At 66.0% G+C, this 23,564-nt stretch carries 24 protein-coding genes; 7 read left to right on the top strand and 17 right to left on the bottom strand.

Annotated elements, in window-relative coordinates:
- Positions 1 to 60: 60 nt before the first annotated feature.
- From ACFWU2_RS01525 to rpsF, 6 genes are all read right to left on the bottom strand, one after another.
- The gene (locus ACFWU2_RS01525; protein ID WP_378600208.1) at positions 61 to 324 is read right to left on the bottom strand and encodes an integrase core domain-containing protein; all 264 of its coding nucleotides are present in this window, start codon (positions 322 to 324) and stop codon (positions 61 to 63) included.
- Positions 325 to 348: 24 nt separating this feature from the next.
- Entirely contained in the window at positions 349 to 2,553 is a 2,205-nt protein-coding gene (dnaB, locus tag ACFWU2_RS01520; RefSeq protein ID WP_378599211.1) for a replicative DNA helicase, read from the bottom strand.
- 517 nt (positions 2,554 to 3,070) lie between these two features.
- Positions 3,071 to 3,526, bottom strand: coding sequence for a 50S ribosomal protein L9 (gene rplI, locus ACFWU2_RS01515; protein WP_169620971.1), 456 nt, complete (start codon positions 3,524 to 3,526; stop codon positions 3,071 to 3,073).
- Positions 3,527 to 3,543: 17 nt separating this feature from the next.
- Positions 3,544 to 3,786: a 30S ribosomal protein S18 gene (gene rpsR / locus ACFWU2_RS01510; protein ID WP_169620970.1), complete on the bottom strand. Its 243-nt coding sequence runs from the start codon at positions 3,784 to 3,786 to the stop codon at positions 3,544 to 3,546.
- A 42-nt stretch (positions 3,787 to 3,828) separates the two neighbouring features.
- The gene (locus ACFWU2_RS01505) at positions 3,829 to 4,350 is read right to left on the bottom strand and encodes a single-stranded DNA-binding protein (protein ID WP_169620969.1); all 522 of its coding nucleotides are present in this window, start codon (positions 4,348 to 4,350) and stop codon (positions 3,829 to 3,831) included.
- A gap of 64 nt (positions 4,351 to 4,414) precedes the next feature.
- Positions 4,415 to 4,702: a 30S ribosomal protein S6 gene (gene rpsF / locus ACFWU2_RS01500; protein ID WP_072700991.1), complete on the bottom strand. Its 288-nt coding sequence runs from the start codon at positions 4,700 to 4,702 to the stop codon at positions 4,415 to 4,417.
- Between the two features lie 154 nt (positions 4,703 to 4,856).
- Here rpsF and ACFWU2_RS01495 point away from each other — a divergent pair, with 154 nt between their 5' ends.
- From ACFWU2_RS01495 to ACFWU2_RS01480, 4 genes are read left to right on the top strand one after another with little or no spacing between them, the layout of a single operon-like run.
- Complete coding sequence (locus tag ACFWU2_RS01495) at positions 4,857 to 6,197, top strand: glycosyltransferase 87 family protein (RefSeq protein WP_378599206.1); 1,341 nt, start codon at positions 4,857 to 4,859, stop codon at positions 6,195 to 6,197.
- Positions 6,194 to 6,781 (top strand): GNAT family N-acetyltransferase, encoded by a 588-nt coding sequence (locus ACFWU2_RS01490; protein WP_378599203.1) that lies wholly within the window; start codon positions 6,194 to 6,196, stop codon positions 6,779 to 6,781. Before ACFWU2_RS01495 ends, ACFWU2_RS01490 begins: the two co-directional genes overlap by 4 nt.
- 31 nt (positions 6,782 to 6,812) lie before the next feature.
- Complete coding sequence (locus ACFWU2_RS01485; protein ID WP_378599200.1) at positions 6,813 to 7,415, top strand: dihydrofolate reductase family protein; 603 nt, start codon at positions 6,813 to 6,815, stop codon at positions 7,413 to 7,415.
- Positions 7,412 to 7,840, top strand: coding sequence for a DUF2752 domain-containing protein (locus tag ACFWU2_RS01480; RefSeq protein WP_378599197.1), 429 nt, complete (start codon positions 7,412 to 7,414; stop codon positions 7,838 to 7,840). The genes ACFWU2_RS01485 and ACFWU2_RS01480 overlap by 4 nt, the downstream gene beginning before the upstream one ends.
- Positions 7,841 to 7,864: 24 nt before the next feature.
- Here the strand turns inward: ACFWU2_RS01480 and ACFWU2_RS01475 are convergent, their stop codons facing one another.
- The 4 genes from ACFWU2_RS01475 to ACFWU2_RS01460 all read right to left on the bottom strand — a co-directional run bounded on the left by ACFWU2_RS01475 (position 7,865) and on the right by ACFWU2_RS01460 (position 13,497).
- The gene (locus ACFWU2_RS01475) at positions 7,865 to 8,347 is read right to left on the bottom strand and encodes an RNA polymerase subunit sigma-24 (protein ID WP_378599194.1); all 483 of its coding nucleotides are present in this window, start codon (positions 8,345 to 8,347) and stop codon (positions 7,865 to 7,867) included.
- Between the two features lie 26 nt (positions 8,348 to 8,373).
- Positions 8,374 to 9,966, bottom strand: coding sequence for a glycosyltransferase family 87 protein (locus ACFWU2_RS01470; RefSeq protein WP_378599191.1), 1,593 nt, complete (start codon positions 9,964 to 9,966; stop codon positions 8,374 to 8,376).
- A gap of 9 nt (positions 9,967 to 9,975) precedes the next feature.
- A complete protein-coding gene (locus ACFWU2_RS01465) occupies positions 9,976 to 12,213 on the bottom strand; it encodes a transglycosylase domain-containing protein (RefSeq protein ID WP_378600203.1) in 2,238 nt (745 codons plus the stop codon).
- A gap of 861 nt (positions 12,214 to 13,074) precedes the next feature.
- The gene (locus ACFWU2_RS01460; RefSeq protein ID WP_169620962.1) at positions 13,075 to 13,497 is read right to left on the bottom strand and encodes a DUF5318 domain-containing protein; all 423 of its coding nucleotides are present in this window, start codon (positions 13,495 to 13,497) and stop codon (positions 13,075 to 13,077) included.
- Positions 13,498 to 13,739: 242 nt separating this feature from the next.
- On the opposite strand from ACFWU2_RS01460, the gene ACFWU2_RS01455 reads away from it, so the two are divergent.
- Positions 13,740 to 14,297 carry a PadR family transcriptional regulator gene (locus ACFWU2_RS01455; protein WP_378599188.1) on the top strand — a complete coding sequence of 186 codons (558 nt, stop codon included), beginning with the start codon at positions 13,740 to 13,742 and terminating at the stop codon, positions 14,295 to 14,297.
- The gene (locus ACFWU2_RS01450; RefSeq protein WP_378599185.1) at positions 14,290 to 15,390 is read left to right on the top strand and encodes an inositol-3-phosphate synthase; all 1,101 of its coding nucleotides are present in this window, start codon (positions 14,290 to 14,292) and stop codon (positions 15,388 to 15,390) included. Before ACFWU2_RS01455 ends, ACFWU2_RS01450 begins: the two co-directional genes overlap by 8 nt.
- An 84-nt stretch (positions 15,391 to 15,474) precedes the next feature.
- Here ACFWU2_RS01450 and ACFWU2_RS01445 read toward each other — a convergent pair whose 3' ends face one another.
- From ACFWU2_RS01445 to ACFWU2_RS01435, 3 genes are read right to left on the bottom strand one after another with little or no spacing between them, the layout of a single operon-like run.
- The gene (locus ACFWU2_RS01445; RefSeq protein WP_378599182.1) at positions 15,475 to 16,233 is read right to left on the bottom strand and encodes an SDR family oxidoreductase; all 759 of its coding nucleotides are present in this window, start codon (positions 16,231 to 16,233) and stop codon (positions 15,475 to 15,477) included.
- A complete protein-coding gene (locus ACFWU2_RS01440; protein ID WP_378599179.1) occupies positions 16,230 to 17,303 on the bottom strand; it encodes a phosphotransferase family protein in 1,074 nt (357 codons plus the stop codon). The genes ACFWU2_RS01445 and ACFWU2_RS01440 overlap by 4 nt, the downstream gene beginning before the upstream one ends.
- Positions 17,300 to 18,553: an acyl-CoA dehydrogenase family protein gene (locus tag ACFWU2_RS01435; protein WP_378599175.1), complete on the bottom strand. Its 1,254-nt coding sequence runs from the start codon at positions 18,551 to 18,553 to the stop codon at positions 17,300 to 17,302. The genes ACFWU2_RS01440 and ACFWU2_RS01435 overlap by 4 nt, the downstream gene beginning before the upstream one ends.
- A 51-nt stretch (positions 18,554 to 18,604) precedes the next feature.
- Here ACFWU2_RS01435 and ACFWU2_RS01430 point away from each other — a divergent pair, with 51 nt between their 5' ends.
- Positions 18,605 to 19,237, top strand: a complete 633-nt coding sequence (locus ACFWU2_RS01430) for a TetR/AcrR family transcriptional regulator (protein ID WP_378599172.1) — start codon at positions 18,605 to 18,607, stop codon at positions 19,235 to 19,237.
- Here the strand turns inward: ACFWU2_RS01430 and ACFWU2_RS01425 are convergent.
- The 4 genes from ACFWU2_RS01425 to ACFWU2_RS01410 form a co-directional block, all read right to left on the bottom strand.
- Complete coding sequence (locus ACFWU2_RS01425; protein WP_378600200.1) at positions 19,212 to 21,359, bottom strand: transglycosylase domain-containing protein; 2,148 nt, start codon at positions 21,357 to 21,359, stop codon at positions 19,212 to 19,214. The genes ACFWU2_RS01430 and ACFWU2_RS01425 overlap by 26 nt on opposite strands.
- A gap of 86 nt (positions 21,360 to 21,445) precedes the next feature.
- On the bottom strand, positions 21,446 to 21,640 hold the full coding sequence (locus ACFWU2_RS01420) for a hypothetical protein (protein WP_378599169.1): 195 nt from the start codon (positions 21,638 to 21,640) through the stop codon (positions 21,446 to 21,448).
- Positions 21,637 to 22,488 (bottom strand): carbohydrate ABC transporter permease, encoded by an 852-nt coding sequence (locus ACFWU2_RS01415; RefSeq protein ID WP_378599166.1) that lies wholly within the window; start codon positions 22,486 to 22,488, stop codon positions 21,637 to 21,639. Before ACFWU2_RS01415 ends, ACFWU2_RS01420 begins: the two co-directional genes overlap by 4 nt.
- A complete protein-coding gene (locus ACFWU2_RS01410) occupies positions 22,485 to 23,558 on the bottom strand; it encodes a carbohydrate ABC transporter permease (protein ID WP_378599163.1) in 1,074 nt (357 codons plus the stop codon). The genes ACFWU2_RS01415 and ACFWU2_RS01410 overlap by 4 nt, the downstream gene beginning before the upstream one ends.
- Positions 23,559 to 23,564 lie beyond the last annotated feature (6 nt).

Below are 23,564 nucleotides of genomic sequence, written 5' to 3'. Positions count from 1 at the left end.
ACCGACTGGGCTGGCGAGAGAACACGCTATTACTGAACCGTCTCGGGTCTCTTGCCGCTCCTATATCGGTGACATCTCCGGTTGTTGAGTCGACACGTGAGCGTAATACGCCGCCTCGAATTCGGGCGGCCCGTATCCGAGACGGCTGCGCGGGCGACTGCGATTGAACCAGTCGACCCACTCCATCGTGGCGTATTCGATGTCCTCAACGGACTTGTAGGGACCCGGGTGGAACGGGTTTCCCTTGACGATCACTTCGTTCTTGAACAACCCGATCGTGCACTCGGCCAGAGCATTGTCGTACGCGTCTCTGACGCGGCCGATCGACGCGGCACGACAACAGGCGAATCAGCCTCGCGCCATATCCACGAACCGAGACAGGTGCAGCTGGTGGGCCACGGTGATCGTCGCCGTCGGACCGTTACGGTGCTTACCGACGATCAGGTCGGCTTCACCACCGCGCGGGTCGTCGCGCTCGAATGCGTCGGGGCGATGCAACAGGATCACCATGTCGGCGTCCTGCTCGAGCGACCCCGACTCGCGGAGGTCGGAGACCATCGGCTTCTTGTCGGTGCGCTGTTCGGGACCACGGTTGAGCTGACAGATCGCGATGACAGGAACTTCGAGTTCCTTCGCGAGAAGCTTGAGGCTACGCGAGAATTCGGAGACTTCCTGCTGGCGCGACTCGACTTTCTTACCGGAGGTCATCAGCTGCAGGTAGTCGACGACGATGAGGCGGATGTCGTGTTTCTGCTTGAGACGCCGTGCTTTCGCGCGGATCTCCATCATCGTCAGGTTCGGAGAATCGTCGATGTAGAGGGGCGCTTCGCTGATCTCGCTCATGCGCCGGGCGAGACGCGTCCAGTCGTCGTCGGTCATGCGACCCGAACGCATGTCGCCGAGCTTGATCTTCGCCTCCGCGGAGAGCAGTCGCATGACGATCTCCGTCTTTCCCATCTCCAGGGAGAAGATGACCGACGCCATTCCGTGCTTGATCGAGCACGACCGCATGAAGTCCATGCCGAGAGTCGAATTGTGCGTGGGCACCATCGCACGACCCGCGAGGTACATGTGGTCGCCGTCGACCTCCACGCAGCGGACGGGCACCGACGCGACCGGACGCACGGCCACGATGCGCCGTTCGCGAGCCACGGCGGTGCGGCATTCCTTGTGGCGCACTGCCTTGCTCGGAAGGACGAAGACGTCGTCGTCGGCGGTGAACGACACCACTCCGTCGTCGATGGTGCACGCGTAGCCCAGGCCCGCAACGAGTTCGGCGAGGTCGTCTGCGAGGCGCTCGCACCCGGTGGAGAAGCGGATGGTGCCGTCGTCGTCGATGCGACCGCCGGCGTCGAGAAGGCCCGCGAGCAGGTCGCGGCGCTGCACGATCGATCCGCGCTGGTATTCGACGGGAATGTGCGCCCCGAGCGACATCAATTCTTCGGTGAACCCACCTTCCCCCTCCACCCGCATGTGTACTTCTGCGTCGGAGGGCGGACCGCCGAGCCACGCACCGAGGGTGAACGGCGCCACCGGCAGATCGGCCGGGGCGAGGGCCAAGGGATCCGTGTGGGGGACCGCGTGAGCGGCGTCGACGGATGCGGCGAGTTCGCCGGTGGTGCGAACCACCCCGTCGGCGGTGCGCCACTGGTGCTGTTCGTCGGCGACGAGCACCGTGCCGTCGGAGAACACGACATCGAAGCAGGGCCGGTCGCGCATGATCTCGGTGGCCGCGAGCACGCGGGTGGGCTTTCCGTCGGGAGCGAGCAGTTCGTCGCCGACGCGGACCTCACCCATGGTGGTCCATCCGGTGGGTGTGGGGAGTGGGGTGTCGAGGGCGAGAGCCTTGCCGACGCCGGGGCGGGCGGCGACGATGATCATCTGTCCCGGATGCAGTCCGTTGGTGAGTTCGTCGAGTTCGGCGAACCCCGTGGGCACGCCGACCGAGATGCCGCCGCGACTGGCGATGGAGTCGATCTCGTCCATCGTCGGCTGCAGCAGTTCTTCGAGGGCCACGAAGTCTTCGGTGGTGCGCCGTTCGGACACATCGAAGATCTCGGCCTGCGCGCGGTCGACGACTTCTGCGACATCCTGACCGTCCGAGCCGGCATATCCGTATTGGACGATGCGCGTGCCCGCTTCGACGAGCCGCCGCAGGATGGCCTTCTCCGCGACGATCTCCGCGTAGAAACCGGCGTTCGCGGCAGTAGGCACCGTCTGGGTCAGGGTGACGAGGTACGCGGGACCACCGATGCGCTTGAGCTCGCCTCGTCGGTCGAGTTCGGCCGACACGGTGACGGGGTCCGCAGGTTCGCCCCGGCTGTAGAGGTCGAGGATCGAGTCGTAGATGGCTTGGTGGGCGGGGCGATAGAAATCGCCGGGGCGCAGCACTTCGAGAACGTCGGCAATGGCGTCCTTGCTCAGCAGCATGCCGCCGATGACGGACTGCTCGGCAACCATGTCCTGAGGGGGCTGGCGGCCGAAGTCACCACCGGAGTCTTCGTCGGGGGACCCCGGATAGTCGGAATGGCCACGATCGTCCACAACAGCCAACGTGATGCCGCCTTCCCCATCCAAATACCGTCGCCCGGTGGTTCGCCGGCCGTTGACCCGTACCGACTCCCGGTGGGCGCCACCGGGAAACACTTCACGTTCTACTCGTCCCCACCGACACCGCAGGGGGCTGCCGCTCCCCACGAGGGAGAGTTGCGCGCTCGACGTTAGGGAGGATTTCGAGGGCGACCAAATCGGGTTGTGCACACAGTTGGGGATAGATTGTGGAATCAGGTGGACAGGGTTGTGCACCTGATGTGGATAACCTGGGGAGAACGCATCTCACATTCGATAACGATGCAGGTTAACTAGGGAAAATGGCTGTTCAGCCCTGTGGAAGAAGGAATTTTCGGCGTGTCGCGGTAACAATGCCGCCCGGGCGTGTTCATCTGTTCGTTCCCGAAACGATATGACCCGAGTCACACCGGTGCGTTTACCCACACCCGCAATCCACAGGTTGTGCACAGACGCCGAGGAGCCCCGCGCAACCATCGCGCGGGGCTCCTCGAACCGGAAATCAGGCGCTCACGACGTCCAGCGTGAACTTCGCGACGACGTCCGGGTGCAGCTTCACGACGACCTGGTGCTTGCCGGTCGCCTTGATGTGAGCCTTGGGCAGCTCGACGAGGCGCTTGTCGACAACCGGGCCACCGGCAGCCTTGATGGCGCCGGCAACGTCGGCCGCGGTAACCGAGCCGAACAGCTTGCCCGAGTCACCGGCGGTCTTGACGTTCAGCGAGACGCTCTCGAGACCCTCGATAGCGGTCTTGAGCTCCTTGGCGTGCTCCAGGCCGCGCACAGCGCGCGCTTCCTGTGCACGGCGGATGCCCTCGACCTGCTTCTCGGCACCACGGGTGGCAACGATCGCCAGGCCGCGGGGCAGCAGGTAGTTGCGGCCGTAGCCGTCCTTGACCTCAACGGTGTCGCCAGGCGCACCGAGGTTGTCCACGTCAGCGGTGAGGATGAGCTTCATCGTGTTCCCTCCCTTTCCTAGCGAGCCGTCGAGACGTAAGGCAGCAAAGCGACCTCACGGGAGTTCTTGACAGCAACAGCGATATCGCGCTGGTGCTGCACGCAGTTGCCGGTGACGCGGCGAGCGCGGATCTTGCCGCGATCGCTGACGTACTTACGCAGCAGCGTTGTGTCCTTGTAATCGATCTGCGTGTTCTTTTCCTTGCAGAAAGCGCAGACCTTCTTCTTCAAAACCTTCTCGCGCGCGGGCGACTTAGGCATGGTCTTTCTCCGTACTTCTGGATGTTCCGATCGAAGGTCGGATCAGAACGGGGGCTCGTCGTCCCCGGAACCGCCGAACGAGCCGGCCTGCGGGGCATTGCCCCACGGGTCGTCGCCGCCGACGTTCGCGTTGGAACTAGGGCGTCCACCGCCCGATCCGCCGGAAGAACCACCGAAGCCGCCTCCGCCACCGCCGCCACGACCGGCCTTGCTGACCTTGGCGGTGGCATAGCGGAGCGAAGGGCCGATCTCATCGACCTCGAGCTCCACGACAGTGCGCTTTTCGCCTTCACGCGTTTCGTAGCTGCGCTGCTTGAGCCGGCCCTGCACGATGACGCGCGAGCCCCGGGTCAAGCTTTCGGCTACGTTCTCCGCTGCCTCGCGCCAGATGTTGCAGCGCATGAACAGAGCGTCGCCGTCTTTCCATTCGTTGGACTGACGGTCGAAGATGCGGGGAGTGGACGCGACTGTGAAGTTCGCGACCGCAGCTCCCGCCGGGGTAAAACGCAGTTCGGGATCGGCGGTCAGATTGCCGACCACGGTGATGACGGTATCGCCTGCCATGTGGTTCCTCCTGCTGTGTGTGGAGACCTGATGCGCCAGAGCCTACGGCCAGGCGCCGACAGGCTCACTTGCCGTGGCGCAGAACCTTGGTGCGAAGCACCGACTCGTTCAGGCCGAGCTGGCGATCCAGCTCTGCAACCGTGGCGGGCGTCGCGCTGATATCGATAACCGCGTAGATGCCTTCGCTCTGCTTCGCGATCTCGAATGCGAGACGACGCTTACCCCACACGTCGACCTTGTCGACCTTGCCGCCTTCTTGGCGAACAACATTGAGGAACGTATCCAGCGAGGGAGCAACAGTGCGCTCATCCAGGCTGGGGTCCAGGATAATCATCAATTCGTAATGACGCATAAGACCTCATCACCTCCTATGGACTGTGAACGGTCACGGACGATCCGTGACAGGAGGGTCGTTGCGTCAGCAACCCAAGAAGGGTACATGAGCCATCCCTGACCAGGGAAATCGACCTCCGTCCCGGGCAGCGGATTTGACCTAGGGTGAGGACATGCGCACGAGTCCCAGGACGATCTCGCTCGTCGCCGTCCTGACGTGCGCGTTCGCGCTCTGGCTCGGATACCTCAACAAGGCCCGCTGCGCGGGTGCGCCGTTCGACGAACTCGGTCGCACGATCCGCTTCGAGGACATCAAGGACGCGCACGTCTGTTATTCCGACATCCAGCAGTTGTGGCTCGGACGTGGCATCAATCTCCACCAGTTCCCCTTCGTCGACGGCAGCATCGACGCGGCCGGGAATCTCGTCGGAAGCACCGTCGAATATCCCGTACTCAGCGGTCTGCTGATGTGGCTGGGCGCGATCGGCGTCCATACCGACGCCGAATTCCTGCTGCGGTCCGCACTGCTCCTGGCGCCGTTCGGTCTCCTCACGGCGTGGCTGCTCGCACGCCTCGCCGGGTGGGCCGCCCTGGCGTGGTCGGCGACACCGCCACTGGTGCTCTACGCGTTCCTCAACTGGGATCTCCCGGTCGTCGCGGTCACCGTCCTGGCGATCGCGGTGGTCGGCTTCGAACGCTGGTCGTTGCGCACGCGCGGCGTTGTTGCGGGCGTGCTTCTCGCGGTCGGGTTCTGCCTGAAGATCTATCCGGGCATCTTCGTCCTGCCGCTGATGATCTACGTGTTCACAGGCGGTCGTGCGGCCGGCACGGTGCGCGACGTGCGGGGCGCGCTTGCGGTCGCCGGCGCCGCGGTGGCGACGACTGTCGCGATCAACCTTCCGTTCGCCGTCCTCGGATACGAGGGCTGGCGTGCGTCGTTCACGTTCCAGCAGAACCGCGCCGCCGACGGAACGAGCAATTCGGTCTGGTTCTGGGGGCTGCGTCCGTTGCTGGGGGGTTACGAGGGCACGGGCGTGACACCGGAATTCAACGAGGTCGTCGCCGTCGCGTCTCCGCTGCTCATCGCCACGTCGTTCCTCCTCGCCCTGTGGCTCGGCCGCCGGCGGTATCTCCGTGGGGGCCCGTATCCGTGGCTGCCGGTCGCGGCCGCGATGCTGTGCGGCTTCATGCTCTTCCACAAGGTCCACTCGCCCCAGTACACGCTCTGGTTGTTGCCGCTGCTGGTCCTGCTGCAGGTTCCGTGGCGGCTCGTCGCGGCCTACCTCGTCGTCGACCTCGCGATCGGCATCGGTGTCTTCCGGTGGTTCTACGCGACCGGGGGCGCGATCGAGATCGAACTACCTCTCCTTCTCACCACGATCGGTGTGTGGGGACGCGCGATACTGTTGGTCGTACTGTTCTTCGTCTTCCTGCGCGCACCGCGGCGTCCGCCGCCCGATACTCCACCCGCGGAGCGAGGTCGGGAAGCCCTCGGCACGGAAAGCGTCCGATGAGCGACATCTGGTCCGACCACCCGTCTCTCGACGGCGCGCGCGTGCGGCTCGATCCGCTCACGGTCGCGCACGCGCCGCGACTACTCGACGCGGCCGACGATCCCGACGAGATCTTCCGCTGGTCCGCTGCCGTGATCCGCAATCCCGCGGACGCGGACTCGTTCGTCCGCAGTGCGGTGGACGATCCGGATCGGCAGCCCTACGCGGTGATCGACAAGGACACGGGCGCCGTCGTCGGTTCCACGTCGTACTACCTGCTCGAACCGGAACACCGCAAACTCACGATCGGCCATACCTGGTTGGCGACGTCGGCACAGCGCACGCACGTCAACACGGAAGCGAAACTGCTGTTGTTGCGGCACGCCTTCGACGATCTTCGTGCGGTGCGCGTGGAGTGGCACACCGACGAATTCAACAGTCGCTCGCGCGAGGCACTCGCGCGTCTCGGTGCCCGGCACGAAGGATTGCTGCGCAAACACCGCCGGCGCCGTGACGGCTCGTGGCGTACGACCGCGCTGTTCTCGATGACGGACGACGAATGGCCCGTCGCGCGGGCGAGGCTGGAAGCGCGGGCGACCCGGTGACCTCCGGACCGTCGACCGGGAAGGAGTAGAGATGGGCAAGGTGGCTTGGGGATTCACGTCCTCGATCGACGGCTTCATCGCCGGTCCCGGACACGACATGAGTTGGTTGTCCGCGGCCGAACCATCGGCCGAGGGCACGACGGAACGCATGGCGGGGGATGTTGCGGTGATCGTCTCCGGCCGCGCCGGCTACGACGCGGCGAAGGAGCAGCAGGACGAACGCGACGAGATGACGTCCCAGGCCTACGGAGGCGCCTGGTCGGGAACCGAATTCATCCTCACGCACCGGCCGGAGGAACTCGCCGACGATCCGGCCGTCGTCGCGATGAACTGCGACATCGTGGAAGCGATTCGTCGCGCTCAGGAGATCGCCGGTGATCGGGACGTGCAGATCATCAGCGCCGATATCGCCCGGCAGGCGCTCGAACACGATCTGATCGACGAGTTGCAGGTTTTCGTCGCCCCGGCGTTTCTCGGCGACGGCACCCGCATCTTCGACGTGCCGGGCGGTCGACGACTCGACTGGGAGTTGATCGACATCTACGAGGACAGTCCGCGTAGTTTCGGGCGGACCTACCGTCCGAAGGGGCACAGCCTCGCGCGGTCCGATCGACCCCCGGCGGACTCGGCATGAGCGACACCCTGCGACCCGCGCTCGCACGCCTGACCGCGCCGGCACTCGTCGCGGCGGGTGCGGTGTGTGCGTGCGCGGCTGTCGTATGGGCCGACCCGACCACACCGGGCGGCGTGATCCCGCCGTGCCCCACCTACACGATCTTCGGGATCTACTGTCCGGGATGCGGGATTTCGCGAATGCTGTATTCGCTGGTGCACCTGGATATCCCGGCGGCGCTGCACTACAACGCGTTGGGTGTCGTCGCGGTGGCGGGCCTACTGGCGGCGTTCGCGGTGTGGACCGTCGGCCGGATTCGCGGGACCGCACCGGGACCGCGCTGGAGCAGGTTCCGATGGGCTCCGCACCTCGCACTCGGAGTGATCGCACTGTGGTTCGTGGTGCGCAACATTCCGGTCGCGCCGTTCACCGCCCTGCGGATCTGACCTGTCCGAAGCGAGCTGGCAGCGTCATGCCGCGCGTAGCGACGACAGCGCAGCGTGTTGCTCGACGCGGACGCGGCAGGGGCTGAGAGCCATGGCGACCGCTGTCTGTTCCGGATCGAGGCCGACGATCGTGCGGAGGATCAGAATGTCGTGCTGGAGGCGCGTGAGGGGCGCGTCGCGCCGGACCGCGAAGCGGGTGTCGGCAGTCTCGGCCGCCAGGGAGTACGCGAGACGCAGGAACGGCCGGTCGGCACCGGACGGCGCGGACAGTGCGGCGAGAATCGAACGGCACGCCTCGAGGGCGAGCCGGTCCGCGTCCGAGAAGGAATGGCCCACGTGCTTCGCCCGCGCCCGGCTGTACGCCGACACGGCCGGGTGCAACTCCCGGAGCAGCACGGGAAGCGCCGCCGCGTCACCTGCGGCGACCGACCAGGCCAGATCGCACGCCGTGAAGTTCGAAGATGTACCACCGACTTCCACAGCCGGTGTTCGTCCGCCCGTCGTCACAGAACCTCCTCACTTCCCCTCCGACCCTAGGACCCGGAGGCGACCGGCGACGTAGTCCATTTGGATGATTTCGGCTTTCCCACACGTTGGTGGGACGGCCGCAATCGGTCGGGGAGCCAGGAGGGCGGCTTGTCGGGTGCCTGGTCGAGGACGCCTCCCACCGGGTCGTCGATGAATCCGTATCGCACCGGATCGCCGACGGGCCGCCGAATCTGCCACAGCACCGCGGCGCACAGCGCGACCACAGCGACATCGCGGAGGAACACCGTTGCGGTGAACCACTGTTCCGGAAGCCCCTTCTCCGCGGGACCGAGGTAGTAGTACATGCGCGGTACCCACACCAGCGCGTCGACGGTCATCCAGGCTAGTAGCGCACGGCGCTGGGGGATGGCGAGCACCGCGAGAGGGACGAGCCAGAGCGAGTACTGCGGACTCCACACCTTGTTGGTGAGCAGGAACGCGGCAACGACCAGAAAACACAGTTGAGCGAGGCGCGGGCGGCGCGGGGCGGTGAGCGCCACCAGTCCGATACCGGCGCATGCTGCGGCGAACAGCACCAGCGAGACGAAGTTGAGGGTGGACGGTGCCCAGTTCGGCCAGCCGACGAACGAACGCAGCACGTTGTAGATCGAATCGGGATCGGCGCCCCGATCGGAGTTCAAACGGAAGAACTCGGCCCAGCCCGCCGGATACAGCAGCATGATCGGCAGGTTCACCACCAGCCACGTGGCCGCCGTCGCCCCGGCGGTTTTCGCGAACGGCCGAAGCTTCCCGGTACGCAGACACAGCACGAACAACGGGCCGAGCAGCAGCAGGGGATACAACTTCGTCGCGGCCCCGAGGCCGAGCAGCACACCTGCGAGGACGGGCCGGCGCCGCGCCCAGGCGAGCAGTCCGCCGGCGGCGAACGCGGTGGTGAGCGCGTCGAAGTTGGTGAAGGCGTGAACGATGACGAGAGGCGAGGCCGCGACCAGCGCGGCGTCCCACACCCGTCGCCCCGCAGACATGGCGGTCGCCCAGACGGTTGCCAGCCACGCCAGCGCCAGCCCCCACGCGACGACGTTGAAGTAGATCGCGACCTGGAGACCACCGGGGAGCCACGGCGTCGCATCCCACGCCTTCGCGATGCGCATGGACGCGTACTGGTACATGCCCGCGACGACCGGGTACTCCATGTACCGGGTCTGCATCTGCCCGTCGGGACCCGGTTCCTCCCAGGACGTCTTGTACGGGAAGGCACCTTCACTGAGGCGCTCCGCGCCGTACAGGGGAACGATGTCGGAGTAACACATCGCCACGTACTGGCGGTTGTTGCTCCAGTCGAGACCCGGCGCGCCGTCCGGGCCCATCGGCGCTTGCTGGATGCACGCGGCTTTCGTGAACCAGCCGAACGCGAGGAACACCACGGCGAGCAGAAGCATCGCGCGCACGGGGGTGAAGAAGCGGGTCCGGCCGATCATGGCGTGCCGGCCCACCGGACCGCCGATCACTGTGGTCAGGCGCGACACCATCGGGTCTGTGCGACCCGGGGTATCGCGCCAATCCACCGATCGGCGGTCCTCGGCGAGTGGGACCGGAGACACCGGTTCCCGGTTCTTGCGCTCCCCTTCGACCGTCACGCGACTTTTTTACCGTGCGGGCGCGAGTTCGGGCTGTTGTGCCTGCGCGCCGGGAACCGCTTGCCCGTTTTGTCCCGCCCCGTTCTGTCCCGGTACCCGGTTCTGCGTCGTCGGCTCGGAAGGAGCGTCGTCCTCGACGTTTCCGCCGGAATCATCCTCTTCCTGTTCGACGCCGGAACCCGGACGTGAGGGGACGGTCGGGCGTGTGGTCTGCGGCGCGACTCCCGGTACAGGAATCGTGACGCCCGGGAAGATCTCCACGTTCTGGGTGGTGATCTCCGGGATCTCCGGGATGGTCGGAATGGTGCGAGTGGTCTCGGGCGCGGTCGTGGTGGGCTTCGCCGTTTCCGACGCCGTCCACGAGGGCACACCCGCGACACCCGAGATCGCTCCGGGCTTCGGGAACGACTCCACCTCGGTGCCCTCGAGAGCACCGTCCATCGTGTCCTTCCAGATGTCCGACGGAAGCCCCGAACCGTAGATCATCCCGCCCCAGCTGTTCTCGAGCGGGAGACCTTCCTCGGTTCCCATCCACACGGCGGTCGACAGCGACGGCGTGTAACCGACCATCCATGCGTCCTTGTTCGACCCGGTATCGCCGAGCTGCGCGGTACCGGTCTTGGATGCGGACGGGCGGCTCCCGGCGAGCGCGTGCCCGTTGGAGTGGGCCGCGATCGGCATCATCGCGGCAGTGGTGTTGTCGGCGACGACCTCGTCGACCACCTGCTCGCCGACCGGGCTGCCGCGGTCCAGCAGGACCTCGCCCTCGGACGTGACGACCTTCTGCACGAAGTACGGCTCGTGGTAACGGCCGGAGGCTGCGAGGGTCGCGTAGGCGGATGCCATGTCGAGCACGCGGGACTGGTACTGGCCCAGCACGATGCCGTAGTTGGGGCCGGCTCCGTTCGGCTCGGTGAGTGTCTCACCGATACCCGGAACCTCCTTGGGGATGCCCAGCTTGTGCGCCATGTCGGCGATCGCCTGCGGGCCGTCGTCCATCTCGAGCATCATCCGGTAGAAACTCGTGTTCAGCGACCGCTTGAGCGCCTCCGCGATGGTGCACTCACCACACGACTGGCCTTCGACGTTGCCGATCTTGATGCCGTTGACGGTCAGCGGACCGCTGTCGTAGGTCTTCGACAGCGGCACACCCTGCTCGAGGTTCGCGGCGAGACCGAACACCTTGAACGACGAACCCGTTTGCAGGCCCGCGTTGGCGAAGTCGTAACCGATACCGCTCTCACCGCCGTAATAGGCACGCACCGCACCGGACCGCGGATCGACCGAGACGACGGCCGTGCGCAATTCCTCCGGTTCGCCTTCGAGGTTGGATCGCACGGCGTCGAGTGTCGAGGCTTGTGCCTTCGCATCGATCGTCGTGGTGATCTCGAGTCCCGCGGTGTTGAGCAGGGTCTCGTCGATTCCCTCGGATGCCAGTTCCCGCAGGACCTGGTTCTTGATCAAACCTTCGGGACCCGAGGACTGGTCGCCGTTGTCGAGTTCCGCCAGCGGCACGTACGCGGGGTACTCCATGCCTGCGCGGTCGGTGGAGTTGAGCGTGCCGGCGGCCACCATGCCGTCGAGCACGTAGGTCCAGCGCGACTTGGCGCCCTCGGGATTCTGCTCGGGGTCGAGCAGCGACGGCAGCTGAATGGACGACGCGAGGACCGCACCTTCCTCGACGGTCAGTTCGTTGACCGGCTTGCCGAAGTACGCGTTCGAGGCGGCGGAGATGCCGTAGGCGCCGCGACCGTAGTAGATGGTGTTGAGGTAGGCCGCGAGGATGTCGTCCTTCGACCACTGATTCGCCATCTTGACCGAAAGAACGAGTTCCTTCATCTTGCGGGTCAGGCTGCGCTCGTTGCCGACCAGAGCAGTCTTGACGTACTGCTGCGTGATGGTCGAACCACCACCGGCGCTCTCGCGGCCGAGGATGTTGTCGCGCGCGGCCCGCGCGAAACCGGTCGCCGAGAATCCCGGGTTGGAGTAGAAGTCACGATCTTCCGCGGCGAGCACGGCGTTCCGGACGTGGACCGGGATCTGGTCGAGTTCGACCTCGTGGCGGTTGCCTTCCGGCGGGATCACCTTGGTGATGACGCCGGTCCCGTCGGAGTTGTAGATCGTCGCAGCCTGGTTGGTGACGAGCTCACCCGGACGCGGCACGTCCTGCGCCACGTACGCCAGCATGAAGGCGAGCAGGGGGATGAGGATGCCCGCGGCCACGACGCCGTAACCGATGCGACGGATGGTGCGCCAGCGGGTGTTCTTGCCGCCGCCGCTTCCGTCGCCACCACGACCGCCACCGCCCTTGCCGCGACGGGCGGGCGGCGGCGTTCCGGGCGGACCGCCCGCGACAGCGGTCGTCGGCCGGGAGTCCTGCGGAGAACGAGACGGCGGACCGGCAGGGGACGCCACGCGGCGGGTGGCCGCGCCCGGGTCGGACGGACCGGCGTGGGGACCGCGTGCCGCGTCGGGACCCTGCGGCGGCCGCTGCGGTCCACGTCCCTGGGGAGTGTTGTTGCCGGGAGCCGGCGGGAACTGCTGGGTGCGCTGCGGAGGATTCGCTCCCGGCGGCACCGGACCTGCGCCCGGTCCCCGAGGCGGCAGCGCGTTCGGGTTCTGGGCGTTCGGGTTCTGGGCGTTCGGGTTCTGGGCGTTCGGGTTCTGGGCGTTCGGGTTGGACGGCGCGGGACCCCGGCGCGGGGGATACGGCTGTCCCTGCGGAGGCTGCTGCGGCCGGCCCTGTGGGAACGGCTGGGGAGGGTACGGCGGACGGCCGCCGAACTGCGGCGGCTGAGGCCGGCCGGGCCGGCCCTGGGGGCGCGGCTGAGGCGGCAACGGTCGTCCCTGGGCGGGTCCCCCTTGCGGCGCCGGTCGCTGCTGCGGCGGCGGACCTGCCGGGTTGTCCCGGTGAGGCGGATTGGACCTGTTGCCCTCGGGTTCGTTGTCGGGGGAACTCACGTACTCATCTCCAACTGTTTGCGCGACGCGTGACGCCGCATCTTCGAATGCCCGTCCGAAGACGGGCACGCGAGGATTCGTTCGTGCGGGCGGTATGCGGGAAGGAACTTCATCGGGCAGCGTTCGCTCACGTCGTCCGGCGCCCGTTCACTCGCTCGCGGTGCGACGGTCCTGCCCCGTCGTCCGGCGACGGGGGCGTTTCGGGGCCGGTTGCGACCCCAGGACGTACGACTGCACCAGGTGATTCCAACTACACGTGCGACATACCTCGACCACATGGACCGAGAATTCCTCCTGGCTGGCGGCCAGGCGGGTCAGCTCTTCGGGCGTTCGGGCCGACCCGGACACCGGGCCGAGCTTTTCCCCGAAGACCCACGAGACGAGGGTCACCTGCTCCTTGCGGCAGATCGGGCAGGTGACGTCGCTGCCCTTGCCGTGGAACTTTGCCGCCCGTAACAGGTAGGGGCCGGCGTCGCAGACTTCGGCCACACCGCGCCGCCCCGAGTAGACCTCGGCAAGCAGCGACCGACGCTGCAACGCGTAGTCCACCACCTGCCGCTGAATTCGCACGGACCCCAGAGTACGTGCGCCGGGGCGACAGGTGGGGGCGGAGTGGTATCAGCAACCCTGTGACGCGCGGCAATCTTCGCCCCGCCGGAGGTGTCCGCAACAACCGAACGCCGTCCGGGAACCGCTTCCACCTGGGACGGACGTTCCGGACGATTTCACCAAGGCGTATCGTCGTTTATATCGGCGCGATATAGTTTTGTGTCGTATCCATCGGTTGGTTCACTCGGACAAGGAGGTGACTCGTGCTGGAACTGGCTATTCTCGGTCTCCTCCTCGAGTCGCCTATGCACGGGTACGAGCTGCGTAAACGCCTCACCGGGCTCCTCGGGCCGTTCCGTGCCTTTTCCTACGGGTCTCTCTATCCGACTCTGCGACGCATGCAGGCGGACGGGCGCATCGAAGAGGATTCGGGAGTTCCCGGGACCGTCAAGCGACGCGCCCGGCGCGTGTATCGGCTCACTCCGGCGGGGCGTGAACGCTTCACCGAACTGGTCGCCGACACGGGACCCCAGAACTACACCGATGACGGATTCGGTGTGCACCTCGCTTTCTTCAGTCGCACCCCCGCCGAGGCGCGGATGCGAATTCTCGAAGGCAGGCGCCGCCAAGTCGAGGAGCGCAGGGAAGCGCTCCGCGACGCGATCGGACGGGCCGGCGGCACCTTGGACCGCTACACCCGTCAACTCCATCAGCTCGGCCTCGAATCGAGCGAACGCGAAGTGCGGTGGCTCAACGAACTGATCGCCGCCGAGCAGTCGACAGCAGCACGCAACAAAGAAGGAGAACCCGACCATGGGTGAGAACAGCACCGCGGTGCGCGTGGCCATTGTGGGCGTGGGGAACTGTGCCTCGTCCCTGGTCCAGGGCGTCGAGTACTACAAGGACGCGGACGCCACCGCTTCCGTCCCCGGCCTGATGCACGTGGAGTTCGGCTCGTACCACGTGCGCGACGTCCAGTTCGTCGCCGCATTCGATGTGGACGCCAAGAAGGTCGGATTCGACCTGTCCGAGGCGATCCTCGCGAGCGAGAACAACACCATGAAGATCGCCGACGTACCGCCGACCGGTGTGACCGTGCAGCGCGGCCACACTCTCGACGGCATCGGCAAGTACTACGCCGAGACCATCGAGATCTCGGAGGCCGAGCCCGTCGATGTCGTGAAGGTTCTGAAGGACGCCGAGGTCGACGTCCTCGTGTCCTACCTGCCGGTGGGCTCGGAACAGGCCGACAAGTTCTACGCACAGTGCTGCATCGACGCCGGTGTGGCGTTCGTCAACGCGCTGCCCGTGTTCATCGCGTCCGACCCCGTATGGGCGAAGAAGTTCACCGACGCGGGTGTCCCCATCGTCGGCGACGACATCAAGTCGCAGGTCGGTGCCACCATCACCCACCGCGTGATGGCGAAGCTGTTCGAGGATCGCGGCGTCGTGCTCGACCGCACGTACCAGCTCAACGTCGGCGGCAACATGGACTTCAAGAACATGCTCGAACGTGAGCGTCTCGAGTCCAAGAAGGTCTCCAAGACCCAGGCCGTCACGTCGAACCTCACCGGTCCGCTCGCCGGCAAGGTCCACGACCGCGACGTGCACATCGGTCCGTCCGACTACGTGCAGTGGCTCGACGACCGCAAGTGGGCGTACGTGCGCCTCGAAGGCCGCGCCTTCGGTGACGCTCCGCTCAACCTCGAGTACAAGCTCGAGGTCTGGGACTCGCCGAACTCCGCCGGCATCATCATCGACGCCATCCGTGCGGCGAAGATCGCCAAGGACCGCGGCATCGGCGGACCGATCCTTCCGGCTTCCGCGTACCTGATGAAGTCGCCGCCGGTCCAGATGGCCGACGACAAGGCTCGTACCGAGCTCGAGGCCTTCATCATCGGCGCCGACGCCTGATTCGCACGCTCTACCGGATGTCACATTCGGGCAGTACTACCACTGCCCGAATGTGACATTCTGCTTTTCGGGGCCGGAGGAGCGTCACACCATCCGGCGGACCACCGACAACGGCAGCACCTTCATCGCGAAGCCCAGCGGAACCCAGGGCCACGCAGGCACGTAGGCGCGGGCAGGCTCTCTCTCGATCGCCGCCGCCAGTGCGCGACATCCCGTTTCCGTGTCGACGATGAACGGCACGTTCTCGACCTTCTCGTTTATCTCCGACCGGATGAAGCCGGGGTAGATCGTGCTCACACCGATTCCGGTGTCCGCCAGGTCCGCCCGCATCCCCTCGCCGAGCGACGCCACCGCGGCCTTCGAGGCCGCATACGTGGTCATGTTCCTCGGCATTCCGCGTAGAGCGCTCATCGAGGAGATGAGCGCGATGTGCCCCGCATTGCGTGGCCGCATGAGTTCGAGCGCGGCCTCGCTCTGGGCGAGGGCACCGAGGAAGTTCGTGTTGGCCGTCTGCGCGTTCGCACGAAAATAGCCCGTCCCCAACGGTTGTCCCTTGCCGAGACCCGCGTTGACGATCACCCGGTCGATACCCCCGAGTTCCTCGTCGAACTCACGGAAGACGGTGAAGACGTCCTCGTGCCGGTCGACGTCGAGAGCACGCAGCGTCACCGTGATGTGCGGGTGTTCGGTGAGCAACTCGGCACGCAGTGCCTCGAGCCGGTCGACGCGTCGCGCAGCGAGGGCGAGATTCCGTCCTCTCGCCGCGAACTCGCGCGCCATCCCGGCACCGAGGCCGGAACTGGCACCGGTGATCAGGATGTTGCGGCGTTCCGGTCGGCTCATCGCACTTCGCTTTCGATTCGGTCGATCAGCGCGTTGCAGCGCGTATCGAGATAGCCGACGATGACCCAGAAATCCTTGAACGCCGGGTTGGTGGTCTGGCCGTGGTGGTAGCGGTAATAGATCTGCTGCGCGATGACGGCGAGCCGGAACAGGCCGAATACCTCGTAGAAACCCCAATTGTCCACCGGCAATCCGGTTTTCTCGGAGTAGTAGTCGACGATCTCCTGCCGGGTGAGCATCCCGGGAAGGTCGGAGGGTTGTCGCTTGGTCGCGAGCAGCATCGGATCGTCGTCGGCTTGCACCCAATAGGCCAGGGAAGAACCGAGATCCATCAGCGGGTCGCCGACGGTGGCCAGTTCCCAGTCGAGAACGGCCAGCGGTGTGCACGGATCGTTCTCGTCGAGCACGACGTTGTCGAGGCGGAAGTCACCGTGGACGACCGTTTGCGCCACGTCGGCGGGTTGTGCTCGATCGAGCCATGTCCGCACCCGGTCGAAGTCGGGAACATTGTCGGTGCGGGCCTTCTCGTACCGTGACGACCACCCGGCCACCTGGCGGGCGACATATCCGGTGCCGCGGCTGAATTCGTCCAGTCCGGTCGCGACCGGGTCGACGCTGTGCAATTCGACGAGCAGATCGACGATCCGCAAGCAGAGGTCGCGGGTCTGTTCGGGCGTGAGTGCGAGGTCCGACGGCGGATTCGCGCGCAGGACCGTTCCGGGTACGCGCTCCATGACGTAAAAATCACTGCCGAGAACGCTGTGGTCGGTGCACAGGCCGATCATCGCCGGGACGCACGGGTAGACAGGTGCGAGCAGCGACTGGATGCGGTATTCGCGCACCATGTCGTGGCCCGAGGACGGTTTCGCGCCCACCGGCGGTCGCCGTAGGACTAGATCACGGTCCGGGTACCGCAGCAGATAGGTGAGATTCGATGCGCCACCCGCGAACTGGTGGACAGCGGGAACGCCGTCGATGCCGGCATGTTCGGAGAGCCACGACGCCACCGCGGCGACGTCGAACGCATCCTCTTCACGAACATCGCGCGCGTTGTCGGGAAGAACCGTCACTTCTGCCGCACCCCGTCCTGCTTGTACTTACCGAGTTCGCCACGCGCGATCAGTCCCTGATGGACCTCGTCGGGCCCGTCGGCGAGACGCAACGACCGCGCCGCCGTCCAGGCACCGGCGAGGGGGAAATCATCGGATAGCCCTGCGCCACCGTGGATCTGTATTGCGAAATCGACGATCTGCTGCGTCACGCGAGGCGCCGCGACCTTGATCTCCGAGACTGCCGACCGGGCACCGGCGAGACCTTGCGTATCGAGCAGCCATGCCGCGTGGAGGACGAGCAGCCGCAGCTGATTGATCGCGATACGGGCGTCGGCGACGCGCTCGCGATTACCCCCGAGGTCGATGAGGGGTTTGCCGAACGCGGTGCGCTCGAGGCCGCGACGGCACGCGAGTTCGAGAGTGCGCTCGGCGAGGCCGACGAGACGCATGCAGTGGTGGATACGGCCGGGTCCGAGTCTGCCCTGGGCGATCTCGAATCCCCGGCCGGGACCGGCGATGATCGCGTCGAGCGGCAGCCGCACATCGGTGAACGACACCTCGCCGTGCCCTGCGGGCTCGTCGTAGAACCCCATGGTCGGCAACATGCGTTCGATCGTGACACCCGGGGTGTCCACAGGAACGAGGACCATCGAATGCCGTTGGTACTTATGAGCTTCGGGATCGGTCAGGCCCATGAAGATCAGGACCTTGCAGTCCGGATGTCCGATGCCGGTGCTCCACCATTTGCGTCCGTTGAGCACCACCTGGTCACCCTCCACCACGGCGGTCGCGGCCATGTTGGTCGCGTCGGACGAGGCGACGCCGGGTTCGGTCATGCAGAACGCGGAGCGAATCTCACCGTCGAGCAGGGGGCGGAGCCACTGATCCTTCTGGGCTGCGCTGCCGTAGTGGTACAGCACCTCCATGTTGCCCGTATCGGGTGCGGCGCAGTTGAACACCGCGGAGTAGAACGGTGATCGCCCCATTTCCTCTGCGAGCGAGGCATATTCGACGTTCGACAAACCGGCGCCGAGTTCCGCGTCGGGAAGGAAGAGATTCCACAGTCCTTTGGCGCGGGCAGCGCGCTGGAGTTCGCGGAATTCGTCGCTCACCGCCCACGCGTCTGCGCCGGAAGTGTCCTGACGCTGGGCCTGGGCGACGCCGCGAGTGGCGTGGAGGCGGGCTTCCACCGGCGCGACCTCGTCGGCGATGAACGTGCGGAGCCGCTCGAGATAGTCGCGGCTGCGGTCGGACTGTCCGAAATCCATGTGCGCCTTCCGTAGGAACGGTAATGAGCAATGCTCAGTTAGGCTAACCGGATGAGTACCCCGCGACAAGAGGTCGGTCAACGCCGACGGCTGCCACCCGAGGAACGACGTCGGCAACTCGTCGCGATCGGTTTGCAGGAACTCGCGACGCGACCCATCCATGCACTCTCCATCGACCGTGTCGCCGACATCGCCGGAATCTCCCGCAGCCTGTTGTTCCGGTATTTCCCGACGAAACAGGACTACTACGTGGCGATCGTCGGATCCGCCTCGCGCCGCCTGCTGCGCGCGGCGGTACCCGCACCGGGTGACCCCGATCCGCTACGAGCGATTCTGCATGCGTTCGTGTCGTTCATCGACCGGCACGGCGACAACTACCAGACCTTCTTCCACGGCGGATACGGATCCGATCCGCAGATCCGCGAAATCCACGGGTCGATGAAGAACACCCTCGTCGATCGGGTGATCTCCGCGCTCGGGTGCGCGGACAGCCCGCTCACCCGGATGCGGCTGCGGGGATGGTGGTCGCTGGTCGAATCCCTCGCGATCGACCGGCTGCACGAGCCGGGGCTCACCGTCGACCCAGGGCTTTCCATCGACGCCGTGGTCGACTACGTCAGCACGCTCCTACCGGCCGTCCTCACACCGGACGGCGCGGTCACAGCCCCGGAATCTGGATCGTGACCCCGGGGAACACCTCGATCTGCGGCGGGACGGGGACGGGCAGCTGAACCGGCGGTGCCGGAATCGTGATCGGCGGAAGGTTCGAGAAATCCGGAAGCCGGAACCCGGGGACGGGGGCTTCCGGCTCGGGCGCCTCGATTCCCGCGTCGGCCGGCACACCGGCCTGACCGCCGATCGGTTCCGGCCACGGGAAGCTCTCCACTTCGGTGCCCGCGAGGGCGCCGTCCATCGTGCCCTTCCAGATGTCCGCCGGCAGGCTCGACCCGTAGATCGATCCGCCCCAGCTGTTGGTGATGGGACCGGCGTCGGGCGTTCCGATCCAGACCGCTGTCGACAGGGACGGGGTGTACCCCACCATCCACGCGTCCTTGTTGAGCCCGGTGTCACCGAGCTGCGTGGTGCCGGTCTTCGCCGCCGAGGGGCGTCCCCCGGCCAGTGCATGTCCGCGCGAGTGTGCCGCGATGGGCAGCATCGCCTGCGTGGCATTGTCGGCGACGGCGGGATCGATGCGCTGCTCGGCGGGGGAGGCGGGCCGATCGAGAAGTACTACACCGTCCGCCGTGACGACCTTCTGCACGAAGTACGGCGCACGGTACGTCCCGGACGCCGCGAGCGTCGCGTACGCCGATGCCATGTCGATGACCCGCGACTCGTACTGGCCGAGCACGATGCCGCCTTCCGGCGGCCCGTTCGTCGTTCCCAGCGTGGTGCCTTCGACGCCGGGAATGGTCTTCGGGATTCCCGCCCGGTGTGCGATGTCGGCGATCTTCTGCGGCCCGTCCTTCATCGACATCATGAGCCGGTAGAAGCTGGTGTTGAGCGACCGCTTGAGTGCTTCCGCGATGGTGCACCGCCCGCACGATTCGCCCTCGACGTTGCCGATCTCGAGGTTCCCGATCTTCAGCGGTGAGCTGTCGAACTTCGCGTTCAGCCCGATCCCCTCGTCGAGGGCCGCAAGCAAGCCGAACACTTTGAACGACGAACCGGTCTGCAGGGGTGCCTGCGCGTAGTCGAACCCGGCGCCGTCCTCGCCGCCGTAATAGGCCCGTACGGCACCCGAACGGGGGTCGATCGACACGACCGCGGTGCGGAGGTCGGGGTTCTCGCCTTCGAGCGTGCTGCGCGCGGAGCCGACGGCAGCCTCCTGCGCGACGGGGTCGATGGTCGTGGTGATGCGCAGGCCCTCGGTGTTGAGAACCTGCTCGCTGATCCCGGCCTGTGACAGTTCGCGCAGTACGTGGGACCGGATCAGTCCCTCCGGTCCCGTCGCCTGGCTGGCGAGCGCCAGCGAGTTCGACGGCACGGTGTCCGGGAAGACTTGTGTGGCGCGCTCACCTTCGTCGAGCACGCCCATACCGACCATGCCGTCGAGCACGTAGTTCCACCGTTCCTCGACGGCGAGGCGGTTGTACTCGGGATCGAGAGTCGACGGGGTCTGGATCACGCCCGCGAGCACGGCCCCTTCGGACACCGACAGCTCACCGACCGGCTTGCCGAAATATGCCTGCGACGCCGCCGCGATTCCGTATGCACCGCGCCCGAAATAGATCGTGTTGAGGTAGGCCTCGAGGATCTCGTCCTTCGACCATTCGCGGGCCATCTTGGTGGAGATGACGAGTTCGCGCATCTTTCGGTCGAGGGTGCGGTCCGCCCCGACCAGGACGTTCTTGACGTACTGCTGCGTGATCGTGGAACCGCCACCCGCGCTTTCCTTACCCATGACGTTGTCGCGGGCCGCGCGGGCGAAGCCTGTGATCGAGAAACCCGGGTTGGTGTAGAAGTTGCGATCTTCGGCCGACAGCACCGCGTTGCGGACGTGCACGGGCACTTCGTCGATGGTGATCTCGACGCGGTTCCCTTCGGGCGGCACGACCCGCGTGATCTCGGTCGTATCGTCGGCGGCATAGATCCGCGCGATCTGGTTCGTCTTCAGGTCGGCCGGACGCGGAACCTCCGTCGCCGTGTACGACGACATGAAGAACCCCGCGGGCACGATCACCAGAAGCGCGACGACGGCGAGCACTACCCACCGCGCGATCCGCCACCCACCTGCGCGCGCGGCGGACTTTGTAGAACCGTTCCTGCCGGTTGTGTGCCTGTTCGAGGAAGTCACTCGTATCACTTTCTCCGGAATCCGGGCGGGCAGGGCAAATCGCACCCGCCTAGGAATGGTACGGAAGTGCCCGGCACAGATGATCTACGAGCAGATCAGGGGCCGGTGCGCCGCCACGCCCGGAACACGAACCACCACGCCACCGCGAAACCGAGGAGCACCAGCGACGGCACGATCCCCGGCTCCGGAGAACGCATCTCGGCCACCGCGCCGACCACCGCCAGCACGGTGAAGACGGTGATAAAGCCCAGGAGCATCTCGAGTCGCTGCCGTTTCGGAAGACGTTTCACGACTTGACGCCACCTGCGGTCAGACCCGAGATGATCCGGCGCTGGAACAGCAGAACCATGATCACGAGCGGCACCATCACGAGTGTGCCGCCGGCCATGATCGACGCGTACGGGGTGACGTACGGGTCGGTTCCGGTGAATCGGGCCATCGCGACCGTAACCGGTGCGGTGCGTTCGCTCGAGAGCTGCGACATCAACAGGAACTCGTTGACCGTGGCGATGAACGCGAGGATCGCGGTGGTGAACAGCGCGGGGGCCGCCAGCGGCAGCATCACGAGGCGGAAGGCCTGTCCGCGGGTGGCACCGTCCATCCGGGCGGCCTCTTCGAGTTCCCAGGGAAGCTCGGAGAAGAACGACGTGAGGGTGTACACCGTCAGCGGCAGCACGAAGGAGATGTTCGGAATGATCAGAGCCTGATAGCTGCCGATCCAGCCGATGTCGGTGAACAACTGGAAGAGCGGCGTGACGAGTGCGACGACCGGGAACATCGACGCACCCAGGATGATGCCCGTGACGAAGTACTTGCCACGGAAGTCGAACCGCGACAGCGCGTAGGCGGTGAACACGCCGATGAGCAGGGCGATCGCGGTGGTCGCACCCGCGATGATCACGCTGTTGAGCAGTGCGCGCGAGAAATTGACCTTGGCGGCGGGGTCGAGTGCGTCCGCGAAGTTCTGCAACGTCGGGTTCGACGGCCACAGGGAGGTGCTGAACGTCTCCCGCGGGTCCCTCAATGCGGTGACGACCATCCAGTAGCACGGAGCGAGGCCCCACACCACGATGATCGCGACCCCGACGTAGGTGCCGATCGAGCGCAACCGGGGCTTGGACGTGCGCGCGGCGGTCATGCGACCTCTCCCTTCCGCTGTTTCTCCTGGGTATCGACGGCGTTGGCCCCCAGGAACCGGACAAGGACGAATGCGCACGCGAAGATGATGAGGAATGTGATCGTCGACAGCGCCGAGGCCGAGTTCGCACCCTGCCGCATCTGATCCACGACGAGCACCGAGATCGTCGATGTCGCGGGATTGGAGCCCATCATGATCGCCGGCAGGTCGTACATACGCAGCGCGTCCATGGTGCGGAACAGGATCGCCACCATCAATGCCGGCTTGACCAGCGGCAACGTGATCTGCGTGAATCGTTGCCACGCATTGGCTCCGTCGACCTTCGCCGCCTCGTACACATCCGACGGGATCATCTGCAGACCCGCGAGGATGAGCAGCGCCATGAACGGCGCGGTCTTCCAGACGTCGGCGACGATGATGGCGAAACGGGCAGGCCACGGATCGGCCGTCCACATGATGTCGGTGCCGAGCAGTTTGTTGGCGATACCGTCGTTGGCGAAGATGAAGAACCACAGCTTGGCGGTGACGGCCGTGGGAATCGCCCACGGCACCAGGACCGACGCGCGCAGCAGGCCGCGGCCGCGGAACGACTTGGCCATCACCAGCGCCATCGCGAAACCGACGACGGTCTCGAGCGAGACGGTGACGACCGTGAAGAAGAACGTATTGAAGATCGACTGCCAGAACTGGGAGCCGAGCGTCCCCGGGGGACACGGGATCGTGCCGGTGGCAGTCCCGCAGGTCTGGGTGATCCAGCGCGTGTAGTTGTCGATCCCCACGAAGCCGCCGGTGACGAATCGACCGGTCTCGGGATCGAGGGTCTTCGCGTCACCGTGTACCGACATCCACACCGCTCGTCCGAGCGGATACAGGATGATGACGGCCAGGACGATCATCGACGGAGCGACGAACATCCAGATCGGGATCGTGCGTCGCTTCTTCACCACGGGTATCGGCGCGTTGGGCACACGATGCCGCCCACCGACATGCCCGCGGTCGGAACCTGATGTGGTCCCGACCGCGGTGTCGTGTGGCGGATCCGCGGGAATACCGACCTGCGGTTCTGCCATGTACTG

Source organism: Rhodococcus sp. NPDC058639 (assembly GCF_042717545.1).
GTDB lineage: Bacteria > Actinomycetota > Actinomycetes > Mycobacteriales > Mycobacteriaceae > Rhodococcus.
This window is presented reverse-complemented; position numbering and strand designations above follow the sequence as displayed.